The organism is Nocardia sp. NPDC055029 (assembly GCF_053608525.1).
Genome location: NZ_JBSGVQ010000043.1, coordinates 58,879 through 69,816, shown reverse-complemented (window position 1 = coordinate 69,816; position 10,938 = coordinate 58,879). Strand labels below are relative to the sequence as shown.

Below are 10,938 nucleotides of genomic sequence, written 5' to 3'. Positions count from 1 at the left end.
CCCGGAAGCTAAGGCCACCTGCGCCGATGGTACTGCACTCGACAGGGTGTGGGAGAGTAGGACACCGCCGGAACATCATTGCGAAAGGCCCTCCAGCATTGCTGGAGGGCCTTTTGCGTTCCAAGACAACGGGCCGGACCACGTCCACATCTCGCTCAGCTCCCACGGAGCCACCGACCTGGCCTGCTGGCCGCACCAGCGAGATGCGTGACTCCCTGCATCGTCGCCGATGAGATTCGGCGTTGCGTCCCGTCTGTATCGATACACCTGATCGGCGTATTCGAGGAGGACATCATGCCCGCGACCTACACCTTCGACGTCTTTTCGAGTCTCGACGGCTTCGGCGCCGCCGGTGGCGACTGGACCGGTTACTGGGGCAAACAAGGCCCTGAACTGCTCGGCCATCGCCTCGAGCAGTACAGCCAGGAACAGCGGATGGTCTTCGGGGCCAACACGTATCGTGCCTTCGCGCAGATGCTGGCATCGAGCACCAGCGAGTCCGAGGTGCGCGACCCGTGGGTGACCCGGATGATCAGCTTGCCGACAACGGTGGTGTCGACAACACTGACAGAACCCCTCGACGGGCTGGCCGGGACCATCGCGAGCGGTGACGCCGTCGACGTCGTCGCCCGACTCAAACAGGAGTCCGACGTACCGCTGCGCTCACACGGCAGCCTATCGATGAACCGGGCACTGATGGCTGCCGGTTTGGTAGACCGAGTCCAGGTCACGCTGTTCCCGGTGATCACCGGCCAGACCGGTCTGGACCCGATCTTCCATGGTGCGGAGGATTTCGACCTGGAACTGATCGAAACTCGGACGCTCGACGGCAACATCCAAGAGCTCACCTACCGGCCGACGCTCCATGCCTGAGATGTCCCGGCAATACCTGGGAGTACTGGCCCATGCTGCCTTGGACAGGTCAGGGCAAGCGACTCGGCCAGGTCGAGGCGGAGGCCGCCGGCAACGCCCACGCTCTCGACTATGACACCGAACTCGGCCGCGCGGTGGCCCGGCTGATTGCGGCGACCGCTGGTACTGCCCGGCCCAACCGTCCAGGACGCGACAACATCCGCGGTCGACGGCGAGCCCTCGCCGTTGTGCCTACGGACACGCAATCGAGCGTTCGGCGCTTTGACGACGGCAGGGGCGGGTCTCGTTACAGCACGTAGCTCTCGAACGTTTCGTCCGAACTCTCTGTCATGGTGACAGTTCCGCCGAGCGCTGTGGTGACGAACCGCATCAACTGATGTTCGTCGACGCCGCTCGGCGCTGCCCGGTTGACGGCATTGAGCAGCAGATGCGCGATGCGGTCCGGCTCGCCGTCCCACTCGTCCTTGTCGTATCCGAAGTCGACTGTGAATCCATAGTTTTCGCGAAGTTCCGCAGCGAGCGCGGCTATCGCGTCCAGCCGGGTCCCACCAGGGCGCAGGCAATGCACACCCGGACCTTCGAGATACCACCGGCAGCCCTCCGGCGGAACCTCGTCGGCAATCGCGCGGACACGCGCCTCATCGTTGTTCCAGTCGAAGAACACCGTGAAAGCGTGCACATGTGCGCCGCTCGTGTCGACGAGAACAAGGCTGCGCGCTACGTCGTACCAGCGATCTGGATCGATCAATCTGGCGATGCCGAATGCCGCCTGACGGATGTCCTCGACGACCACCTCTCGCCCATGGCCACTGTGGACCCGCCAACCTCCCTCGACAGGAACAATCGTCGCGATCTCCGGCATGGCACCGATCGTCCCATGCCATCTACGCCGATCATGTCGACACCTACCCATGCCCAAGGCGCCGTCGCCTCGGCGCCGCGGTCATCGGCGATGTAAGCAACCCCGCCGACAGGTCGTGGGGCCGTCTCGGCTTTACCTAGGGGGGCCGCGTCGGCGAGGTTTCCCTACTTGTGATGGGTTGTTTCCTCGGGTGGTCTACCAGGAGCTCGACCCGATTCGATACATGTGAGGCCTGGCCGAGATGTTCTCGGCCGGGTCGTTGTGCAATTGGAAGGGCAGCGACGGACCGGCGACCTGCGTTGCAGACCGCGCGACGGTAGCCGTCAGCCGCCGTTCTGGACGGGCAGCAGGCGATGCCTAGTATCGAGGGTGGTGCCGGTGGCTCCGGGATCAGCAAAGGGGGGCGTATGAGTCAGTGGCCGATGCTGTCTGCTGTGGAGATCGTCGCGGAGCGGGTCCTGCTGCGCAAGGCGCGTGACGCCGATCGGGAGCGGCTCATCGAGCTACGAACCGACGCGGAGGTTGCGGCCTATATCGGTGGTCCACGTCTCCGGGAGGATATCGAGCGATACCTCGACGCGATCGGGGGTGCGGCCAACGCCACCGACGCGCCCGGCACCTTCATCATCGCCGACAAATCGACCGGTGATCTCATCGGAACATTCGAGCTCAGACGCCGCGCGCCGGACCAGCCCGGTCGAGTCATCGAGGGCGGCGAGGAGCTGGAATTGGGCTATCTGATGCGGCGCGACGCTTGGGGCGCGGGACTGGCGTCCGAGGCTGCCGCCGCCGTATTGCGAGCAGCCGCAGACGAACTCCCCGACCAGCCGGTCCTGATCGTCACCCAGACAGCGAACAAGCGTTCACTCGGACTCGCGGTCCGCCTGGGATTCCGCCCGGTCAGCACCTTCGAGCAGTTCGACGCCGAGCAGACATTGCTGGCCGCGGCTCTGCACTCGTTCAAAGCCTGAGCGGCAGACGACGTGGTCGTCGGCAGCTCCCCGCACGGTCGCTACTCCTGCGCGGGGGTGTCAGTCCTTCGCCGGACGGTGGTGGATAGAGAACGCCCCGACAGCCGCCAACGCCAGGTTCATTTCCGGATAGGGCAACCGCATGTCCGCGGAGGTCTGCTGCAGGCGCTTGTAGAACCCGACCGCGTCGTCGAGCTCACCTGGCCCGACGAAGAACCGAATCAGGACCCGAGACTGACGGGGGTGGGAGGAATCCGGATCGCGGCGCAACTGGAAGTCGATGCCGCCAAGATCATCACCGATGCGCGTGCGTTGGATGAGGAGAACGCTGGTGCGCTGAGCCGCCCCTCGTACCAGTCCTGATCGGGACGGTCGCGCAGCTGCCAGACGTTCAGTGCCAGCATCACCACGAACGCTACGGTGGTGACGATCGCGGCGGCGTCGATGCCGTGTGAGCCCACACGGATGGTGAACGCGGCGAATACGGCTGCGATGACGGTAGGATCAGCCGCGCGCCATGAGCACGCAGGAACTGGAACTGCCCCCGCAGCGAGGCCGAATCGGCAGATTGGTAGAGAGCGGGATAGTCCTCAGTGGAGAACGTAGACCCCTCCGCGAGGCCCCCAGACACCCAACGAGGTTAGCAGTGATCGCCTCGCCGGATCTGAGATATGTTCGACCGCTGGATATTCCAAAGTTGAACCGCGTAGCGGTGCGGCGTCGCCGTGCCTGCGGCGATATCCCATCTACATCGTGGTGATTCACGCGACCGCGATCGCCTGGATCCGAGGCACCGGCGTGTCGTGCGTATCGCTGCTCAGACTGCCACTCGGCACAGATGTCTGGTCGCCGGTCACCTTGAGGGAGTGGATCCGCTCCCACGAAGTACCTTCATCGACGACCACAGTCACGCGATAGGTCTTGGCTGGGTCGAAGGTCACCGGGCGACTGGCCGACACCTGCAGTTCGTACTTGAAGTTGCAACCGGCTGAGCCATAGCACGACTTTTCAGTCACCGTCAGCTCCGGCACGAGATTGTCCGTGCTCGGCACGTCGTAGTGCGGTGCCACCGGCGGCGCTTTCGTGGTCGCGACCGTCGAGGTGTGGGCGGTGGCGGGCTTCCCCACTGCACTGCTCTCGCTGACAGACGCCGCGATGATGCCGGCTGCAGTGCCGATCAGGAGCAAGGCGCCGAGGGAACCGATGACAATGGCGAGTGTTCGCGGCTTGGTTCGGGTTTCGTGTGGGTTCGTAATGGGACTTCTCCTGGCTGAATGGGAACTACGGGCTGCGGACGATTTCGCGCTAGCCGGCCCGAACCTTGACCCCGCCCGAGAACATCGAGTCATGAAACTGCAGCACCGCGGGCACAGTCCCCGGCGGCACATCGAACACGATGGCAGTGGTCACACTCAGACCTGGATTGAGCTCGATGCTGCCGAAATCGTCCGACAGTGCCGCGTTGGCACCGAAGCTGCTGTCGAACTTCCGGTTGTGCTCGTCGTAGAGGTACTGGTTGGTGCCGTAGAAGGTGCGGGCTTCGTTGCCGATATTGGTGACCTGGACCCGGACCACGACGAACTCGCCGGTCGCCCGCTCGGACCAGAAACCGCCGCCGAGAACCGTGTCGCCCTGGTCGATGCCGGTCACCAGGAACTCGAACTTGCCGTCGCGCACCGCGGTTCCGGCGGGCGCCGGCAGGTTCTTGGCCGGTTTCGGGGCGACCGTGGTCGGCGCTGGAATACCGGTCGGGATGCCTGCGCCCTGGACCGAGCGGGTGGTGGTGGTCGCGCTCGAACGGTTCGACGAGTCCGATGTGTCTGCGCCAATGGCGAATACACCGAGCATGCACACGCCGATGCAGCCGCCCGCGATCCACAGGATCAGCGCATTGTTGTTGGGTGGCGGCCGGAAAGGGTATGGGCGCGGCACGTTGTAGGGCGGTTGAGAGGGATAGCCGGGCGGGTTCGTCATGTGGGTCCTCGGTTCGAGGGCGCCGGGACTACCTGTCCCGGCGCCGAAGCCAGCTACTTCAGTGCGACGCGCGCGCCGCCGGAGAACGCCGAGTCGTGGAACTCGACCGCGGCGGGCACGGTGCCCTGGGGCACGTCGAACACGAGGGTGATCGACACCTTGTTGCCGGGATTGATCTCCTCGGCGAGATGGTCGTTGACGTTGATCTCGGCGCCAGTGTCGTTGGCGAACTCGCGCCCCTGATCGTCGATCAGCTTCTGATTCGACCCGAAGTAGTGCTGCGCCTCGTTACCGACGTTGGTCACGTCGACGTGTACCTGGATGAACTCGCCCTGCGCCTGTTCCTTCAGGATGTCGTTGGTGCCGATCACCGTCACCGGTTCTTCCACACCCGTGACCAGGAACGAGAACTTCCCGTCGCGGACTTCCGATCCGGCCGGCGCTGCGGTGTTGCGCTTCTCCTCGGCCTTGGCGACCTCGTTCGCCGCACCACCGATCAGCGCGACGCAGCCGCCGAACATCAGCAGGATGACGGCGAGGATTCCACCGACCACCCACGGCCACACCTTCTTCTTCCGCGGCGGCTGCGGGTAGTGGGGTCCCTGCGGGTAGCCGGGCTGGGCGGGGTACTGGGGGTTGGTCATCGTGACTCCTAGGGAGAGAAAGGAATTGGTATTCAGTTGTCGGCATCCGGCCGCGATCAGCCGTAGACCCCACCGAGCACGCTGAGTGGTGAGCTGTTGATCCGGGCCAGTTCGTCGATCGAGACGGCGCCCGCAAGGCGGGCCAAGACGAGGGTGATGTCTGCCGCCGCGGCGGCGTCGGCTCCCGCTTGGTGGTGCTGTTCGAGCGAAACCCCGAGTGCGGCCGACACGGTGCTGAGCTTGTAATTCGTAAGCCGCAGTTGCCGTTTCGACCACGACAATGAACACCCGTAGGTCCACCGGGGGAGTGGAGCACCGCTGAATTCGCAGGCTCGCATCATGTTGTTCATGTCGAACGTCGCGTTGTGGGCGATCACCGGCAGGTCACCTACCAGGGCTCGCACCTCGGGCAGCCGTTCGGCGAAGGTGGGCTGGCCCGCGACCGTCGCCGGCGTGATCTTGTGGACGCGCACATTGAACGGCGCGAAACTGTCGACAGCGGCAGGCGGCCTGCACAGCAGCGAGTGAGTCCGCACCCGCACACCGTCGCGGACAATCGCAATGCCGATCGAACAGATACTGCCGCGGGCTGGGTTGGCGGTTTCGACGTCGAAAGCGGCGAACGACAGAGTCATCGGGATTCCTCCAGGGGAAGGGGTCGAATACGCGGGCCACCGCACTGAACGAGGTAGGGCCGCGAGAGGCGGAGTGCTTCGAATTCGGCCCAGTCATGGGCGATGTCGGCAATGGCAGTGGCCAAGGCGAGGACGTTGACCGGTGTGACGTCTGGCAGCACCGGCCACCGCGGACGCTCGAGGTTCCGGCCGCCGACGACTTCGGCAGTGAATGCGGCCTCGGCCGAGGCGATTTCACGTCGCACCGCGTCGGCGGTGGCATGCACCTCGATCACGGCTGAGCTGGTGACCCCGGCTGGGAGATCGATCGGTCTAAACCGCACCGAAGGAAATCCGTGCACCAGGTGCTGGATCGTCGTGGTTCGGCTGTGCGAGACGACCCAGGCACCGGTCAATCGCGAGACCATCGGTTCCGGACTGATGTTCACCTGCCAGACCACGAGCTCCTGATCGGTGGTGTCGAGCACCACCAGCGGTGGCGCGAAAGTCGTTGTCATGTCAACTCCGTGGGTCGGCAACACCCGATCGGGGCGTGCGGGATCGCGCCGTGGCAGCACCTGCCCGGCGAGAATTCGAGGGGTGTCAGCGCCTGCGGCGCTCGGCGAGCTGTCGCCGAATCCGGTCGAACAGCGTGCGCAGACGGGAGATCGTCGGAGCAGGATGCGGTGCGGGTGTGGTGATTGGCCGCGCCCCGAGTCGGGCTGCCAGCTGGGCCGGGGTCGGCACCGGGCTGGTGCTGACGGGAACGTCCAGCTTGATCGGCGCGCGGACCGGCGGAGTTGGTGAGGCGGCGTACTGCTCGATCGTCTGGCTGGTGAGATGCCAGCCGTGGCATGCGGGGCACTGGTAGCACCGCACCTCGCGACGTCGGGGGTCGCGGGTGTCGATGCCACCGAGGACGAGCTCGGCATCAGCACGGGTGTAGTACCGCCGTTTGCCGTGGAAGCAGCGCGTCACCGGGGTCCGCAGTCGCTGTTTGCGCAGGTCGTCGCCATTCCGGAGAGTCAGCGCACGGGAGCTACCTGAACGGTGTCGACGGTGTCGAGCTTGTCGGTGGGTGGACATACGCTCTCCTCTCGGGTGATGGAAGGCACGACGAAGTACGGCCGTGCGACGGCCGGATCGTGGTCGGGAACTGTTGCGGAGCAACAACTTCGGTCTGCTCTGCGGTCGGCGGGAGGTGCGTTGCCGATGGGTAGAACGTAGCAGCTCCGTCATCCAACCGTCAAGCGGTTAACAATGTTTTCAAGCTCGCACAGGGTGAACATTGGCCGGGGCCTGGGGCGAGTGTTGAAAACATCGTCAATCCCATACGGTGTAACCTTGCGTTTGACGACCGCTCCACGTGGTGGAAGGTCGAAAGGGAGGCATATGTCGGACTCAACCGCCACAGTCGCCGCAGCGGAGATCGCCCGGATGGCCGGTGTCACCCGCGCCACCGTCAGTAATTGGCGCCGTAGGCACGCCGATTTCCCGGTCCCGGTGACCGGCGGCTCCGAGGCTCGACCCCTGTTCGATCTTGGCGAGGTGCAGCAATGGCTGCGCGGCCACGGGGTGCAGACCGCCGACTCGCCGCTTCAGCAATTGCGCACCGTGCTGCGGTCCGGCGTCGACCCAGTCACCGTGCCGGCGCTGATGGAGCTGGTAGGTGACATCACTTCGGCGCCGGATACGCCACTGCACGCAGCCCTTCGCGACGCCATCGCCGCGACCGACGTCAAGCAGGTCCTGGATGTGCTCGCCGAGCGCGGCCTGGACGCGGTGCCAAGTACCGGTGTCTACCCGACCGACCCGCCCGTCGCTGCTCTCATGGCCGACATCCTCACGGCCGCAGCTTCTCCACCGCCGCGCAGCCTGCTCGATCCCGCCTGCGGCAGTGGCAGTCTCCTTCTCGAAGCAGCCCGGATCGGTGTCACCGCGCTGGCGGGCCAGGACGTGCTCCCTGTTCAGGCAGCCCGCACCGCCGCTCTTCTGCATGCCAAGGTCCCCGCCGCCACGGTCGATATCCGTACCGGTGACAGCCTGCTCGGCGACGCCTTCCCCGGCGAGAAGTTCGACGCGCTGCTAGCCAATCCTCCCTATGCGCAACGTGATTGGGGTGCGGAGTCGTTGGCGGTCGACCTCCGCTGGGAGTATTCGGTGCCGCCGCGCGGTGAATCCGAACTCGCCTGGGTGCAGCACATTCTCGCGCACCTGCGTGTCGGAGGGACTGCCGTCGTTCTTCTTCCGCCGGCCGTCGCCTCCCGAACATCTGGTCGTCGAATCCGCATGGAGCTGCTCCGCGGCGGTGCCCTGCGTGCGGTGATCGCGCTGCCGCAGGGGGCATCGACACCACGCCAGGTGGGGCTGCAGATCTGGGTGCTGCGTCGTCCCGGCGCGGAACCCGCTGAATCGGTGCTGTTCACCGACTCGGCACGACTGCCCAGCCATGGTGACGCCCAATCAGATTGGCAAGTTCTCGCCGAACGAGTCCTCGACTCGTGGCGCGCCTTCGACGACGGTGACGTCGACGCCGCCACCGTCGCGGACCTCTCCGCGGTCGTTCGAACGATGGACATCCTCGACGACGACGTCGACCTGACGCCGGCCCGCCGAGTCCGCGCCGCCATCGATCCCAGCAACGTGGCGGCCTCCGCGCACGCCGCCATCGCCCTTCTCGGCGAGCAACTCGCCGAACTTCGCAGCGTCGCCGAGACGGTGAAGGACTGGTCCACCCGCGGCGACACCGCGCTGCGCACCGCCACCGTCGGTGATCTCGAACGAGGTGGGGCGGTTCGGCTCGTACCGACAACCCCTGAAGCCGCAGATCCCGACGCACCACAGCGTCCCGTGCTCTCCGGCCGCGATCTCCTCGCCGGACAAGGCCCCTCCGGCCTCACCGGGCCAGGTGTTGCGGTGCCCGCCGAACTGATTCGCGAAGGCGACGTCCTGGTGTCCCGGTTCCGCGACGACCACGGCGCCGCCCAAGGTGCCCGCGTCGCCGAGGGAGCCGACATCGGTGCGGTTCCCGGCTCGGGCGTGATCGTCTTCCGGACCGACCCGACCAGGATGGATCCCTGGTTCTTCGCTGGGTTCATCGGCAGCCCCGACAACTCGGCGGCGATGTTCGGCTCGACCACGATCCGGCTCGACCCGTCCCGATTGCGAATCCCGATCCTGCGCCTCGCCGAGCAGAAGCCGTACGCGGAGGCTTTCCGAAGATTGCATCTGCTGCGAGTGGCGGCGGCCCGGACAGCGGATGCCGCCCTCAGTTCTGCCGAGCTGATCGGGACGGGGCTGACAGCCGGGGTACTGTCTCCAAGCCGCGAGTAGCGAGCGATCCTACGCCCGTATTCTCATCGCTCCGCTCGACACTGCTCCTCCGACTTCACTGCGATGCATTCGATCCATTTGCGTTGCACCTCACCGGAAGTCGGTGCTTCGCCACACCGGGTGCCGCACCGCTGATAACCAGGAACCGGAGAGCCGTCAGGGTAGGTGCAGTTGGTCCCCTGCGCATCGCACTGGTAGTCCCGGCCGTAAGGGTCGCTGGCCTGCGTGGGCTGTGGACAGCGCGGGTCTCCGACGACGTACGCCTGGCCACTGTAGATCGCGGTGCCGTTCTCGCAGTACAGGAAGGTCGGCTCGGACGACTGGCTCGCAGGTGATGTCGCCTGTGGTGCCGTGGTAGTCGGTGTCAATTGAGCGGGCGGCGCCGGTGGTGGTGAGTCCAAGGTGGTGCTGTCTGTGGTGATTGGTGGCGACGCCGGGGTAGAAGGAGCAACAGGCGGAGACTCTGGCGCGGGCGAACTCTGCGACACCGACCCGGTGGAAGTGGGCGTAGTCGACGGTGCGTCTCCGTTGCACCCCGCCAGCGCCACCACGGCCGTGGCGAGCAGCCCGACTGTGAGTCGGCTAGCAGTGATAGTCATCAGCACGCCTTTCTGCCGAATGCCGCCCCGGTTCCTTTCGCAACGAAAGGCGTGGACGGCCATGCATGTGAGATCGGATATCGACTTGTCGTCGTTAGCTGCAGACCGCTTCGGCAGCGTCAGCTCGGGTGTTGGCCGACGAAGTCGGGGTCGACCAGGACGATCCCGAGCCGAGCGCGATACTTGGTGATGACGCACACGTATCGGTGTCGCGGAGTCGCTCAGCTGGCTACGTGCTGGGTGGCGTCTGGATGTGTTCGGTCCACTTGGGTGCCATTCCACCAGCGGGTGCCGTCGCCTTCAGGGTTGAGGGCCAGCATTGATCCCCACGGCGGCTGGCACGTCCGATACTTCGGGGCGCCTCCCCTCGGCGGTATGAGGTATCACGACATAAGTGGCGCATTGCGGTCACCCTCGAATCATGGGGGCGTGGTGCGACCGCGGCCGACGACGTAGCACCTCGCGTAGGTTTGCTCATCGTTGACAGTAACGACGTCGCAAACCCGGACAAGCTGGCTGGGAACCTTGGTGCCAACGTGTCGTCGGTCGGGTGTGAAGATGGCCTCGGCGTTGGTTCGCCGAGCAATGCTGATCAGCTGGGTAGTCGGGTTCTGAGTTCGTGCGTCGAAGACGATGGTTTTTGCGAGGTCGTAGCCGTATCTCTTTGCCAGCGAACGTATTCGGATTTCATCCCAATTCTGGGCGGCGCCGGAGATGTCGGATCGGAGGTATCCGATGGCAGTGGGTTTCATTCGGTGAGTGCCGATCGGGGGACGTCGAGCACGGCCTGGCCGCTGGGTGTCGCCGTGTAGGCGCGACCACAGGGCGACAGCTCCCAGGCGGGGCGGTGGACGGTTCGGCGGAGGAGCCCGTTGAGGTAGAGCGCTCTCAGTGCGCGCCTGGTTCGACGGAGGGGCAGGGAGGTGTTGGCCGAGATTTGGCGGTCGGTGAGTTGTCCGCCGGGCTGCAGGATACGGAGAACGAGGGCTTGGTCGAGCAGCGTGGTCATTGATGGCTCCTCTCGGTGCATGGAATCCCGGGCGCCTGAGATATGTTGGCCCGCAAATC

General features: G+C 65.4%; 13 protein-coding genes. 3 read left to right on the top strand and 10 right to left on the bottom strand.

Translation table 11 applies throughout. The annotated features are described in order from the left end of the window. Positions 1–294: 294 nt before the first annotated feature. The gene (locus ACWF9G_RS29010) at positions 295–873 is read left to right on the top strand and encodes a dihydrofolate reductase family protein (RefSeq protein ID WP_452519197.1); all 579 of its coding nucleotides are present in this window, start codon (positions 295–297) and stop codon (positions 871–873) included. Positions 874–1,159: 286 nt separating this feature from the next. Here ACWF9G_RS29010 and ACWF9G_RS29005 read toward each other — a convergent pair whose 3' ends face one another. Continuing rightward, positions 1,160–1,735, bottom strand: coding sequence for a hypothetical protein (locus ACWF9G_RS29005; protein ID WP_452519195.1), 576 nt, complete (start codon positions 1,733–1,735; stop codon positions 1,160–1,162). Positions 1,736–2,142: 407 nt separating this feature from the next. Here ACWF9G_RS29005 and ACWF9G_RS29000 point away from each other — a divergent pair, with 407 nt between their 5' ends. After that, positions 2,143–2,706: a GNAT family N-acetyltransferase gene (locus ACWF9G_RS29000; protein WP_452519194.1), complete on the top strand. Its 564-nt coding sequence runs from the start codon at positions 2,143–2,145 to the stop codon at positions 2,704–2,706. Between the two features lie 221 nt (positions 2,707–2,927). Here ACWF9G_RS29000 and ACWF9G_RS28995 read toward each other — a convergent pair whose 3' ends face one another. The 7 genes from ACWF9G_RS28995 to ACWF9G_RS28965 form a co-directional block, all read right to left on the bottom strand. Further along, a complete protein-coding gene (locus tag ACWF9G_RS28995) occupies positions 2,928–3,200 on the bottom strand; it encodes a hypothetical protein (protein WP_452519202.1) in 273 nt (90 codons plus the stop codon). Positions 3,201–3,467: 267 nt separating this feature from the next. After that, a complete protein-coding gene (locus tag ACWF9G_RS28990) occupies positions 3,468–3,893 on the bottom strand; it encodes a hypothetical protein (protein ID WP_452519193.1) in 426 nt (141 codons plus the stop codon). Positions 3,894–4,011: 118 nt separating this feature from the next. Continuing rightward, positions 4,012–4,680, bottom strand: a complete 669-nt coding sequence (locus tag ACWF9G_RS28985; protein ID WP_452519192.1) for a DUF4352 domain-containing protein — start codon at positions 4,678–4,680, stop codon at positions 4,012–4,014. A gap of 53 nt (positions 4,681–4,733) precedes the next feature. After that, positions 4,734–5,324 carry a DUF4352 domain-containing protein gene (locus ACWF9G_RS28980; RefSeq protein WP_452519191.1) on the bottom strand — a complete coding sequence of 197 codons (591 nt, stop codon included), beginning with the start codon at positions 5,322–5,324 and terminating at the stop codon, positions 4,734–4,736. A gap of 56 nt (positions 5,325–5,380) precedes the next feature. Beyond that, the gene (locus tag ACWF9G_RS28975) at positions 5,381–5,959 is read right to left on the bottom strand and encodes an exonuclease domain-containing protein (protein WP_452519189.1); all 579 of its coding nucleotides are present in this window, start codon (positions 5,957–5,959) and stop codon (positions 5,381–5,383) included. Continuing rightward, on the bottom strand, positions 5,956–6,456 hold the full coding sequence (locus ACWF9G_RS28970; RefSeq protein WP_452519187.1) for a hypothetical protein: 501 nt from the start codon (positions 6,454–6,456) through the stop codon (positions 5,956–5,958). Before ACWF9G_RS28970 ends, ACWF9G_RS28975 begins: the two co-directional genes overlap by 4 nt. 85 nt (positions 6,457–6,541) lie before the next feature. Continuing rightward, positions 6,542–6,916, bottom strand: coding sequence for a hypothetical protein (locus ACWF9G_RS28965; RefSeq protein WP_452519185.1), 375 nt, complete (start codon positions 6,914–6,916; stop codon positions 6,542–6,544). 414 nt (positions 6,917–7,330) lie between these two features. Here ACWF9G_RS28965 and ACWF9G_RS28960 point away from each other — a divergent pair, with 414 nt between their 5' ends. Beyond that, positions 7,331–9,271: an N-6 DNA methylase gene (locus ACWF9G_RS28960; RefSeq protein WP_452519184.1), complete on the top strand. Its 1,941-nt coding sequence runs from the start codon at positions 7,331–7,333 to the stop codon at positions 9,269–9,271. 1,018 nt (positions 9,272–10,289) lie between these two features. On the opposite strand, the gene ACWF9G_RS28955 is transcribed toward ACWF9G_RS28960, so the two are convergent. Both ACWF9G_RS28955 and ACWF9G_RS28950 read right to left on the bottom strand, forming a co-directional pair. Next, complete coding sequence (locus ACWF9G_RS28955) at positions 10,290–10,622, bottom strand: hypothetical protein (protein WP_452519182.1); 333 nt, start codon at positions 10,620–10,622, stop codon at positions 10,290–10,292. Then, complete coding sequence (locus tag ACWF9G_RS28950) at positions 10,619–10,879, bottom strand: hypothetical protein (protein ID WP_452519180.1); 261 nt, start codon at positions 10,877–10,879, stop codon at positions 10,619–10,621. The genes ACWF9G_RS28955 and ACWF9G_RS28950 overlap by 4 nt, the downstream gene beginning before the upstream one ends. Between the last annotated feature and the right edge of the window lie 59 nt (positions 10,880–10,938).

What these genes read in the sequence shown, in the direction of transcription:
- ACWF9G_RS28985 (WP_452519192.1), bottom strand. Translation starts at nt 4,680, where the DNA reads ATGACGAACCCGCCCGGCTATCCCTCTCAACCGCCCTACAACGTGCCG.
- ACWF9G_RS29005 (WP_452519195.1), bottom strand. Translation starts at nt 1,735, where the DNA reads ATGCCGGAGATCGCGACGATTGTTCCTGTCGAGGGAGGTTGGCGGGTC.
- ACWF9G_RS29010 (WP_452519197.1), top strand. Translation starts at nt 295, where the DNA reads ATGCCCGCGACCTACACCTTCGACGTCTTTTCGAGTCTCGACGGCTTC.
- ACWF9G_RS28960 (WP_452519184.1), top strand. Translation starts at nt 7,331, where the DNA reads ATGTCGGACTCAACCGCCACAGTCGCCGCAGCGGAGATCGCCCGGATG.
- ACWF9G_RS29000 (WP_452519194.1), top strand. Translation starts at nt 2,143, where the DNA reads ATGAGTCAGTGGCCGATGCTGTCTGCTGTGGAGATCGTCGCGGAGCGG.
- ACWF9G_RS28980 (WP_452519191.1), bottom strand. Translation starts at nt 5,324, where the DNA reads ATGACCAACCCCCAGTACCCCGCCCAGCCCGGCTACCCGCAGGGACCC.
- ACWF9G_RS28955 (WP_452519182.1), bottom strand. Translation starts at nt 10,622, where the DNA reads ATGAAACCCACTGCCATCGGATACCTCCGATCCGACATCTCCGGCGCC.
- ACWF9G_RS28970 (WP_452519187.1), bottom strand. Translation starts at nt 6,456, where the DNA reads ATGACAACGACTTTCGCGCCACCGCTGGTGGTGCTCGACACCACCGAT.
- ACWF9G_RS28975 (WP_452519189.1), bottom strand. Translation starts at nt 5,959, where the DNA reads ATGACTCTGTCGTTCGCCGCTTTCGACGTCGAAACCGCCAACCCAGCC.
- ACWF9G_RS28950 (WP_452519180.1), bottom strand. Translation starts at nt 10,879, where the DNA reads ATGACCACGCTGCTCGACCAAGCCCTCGTTCTCCGTATCCTGCAGCCC.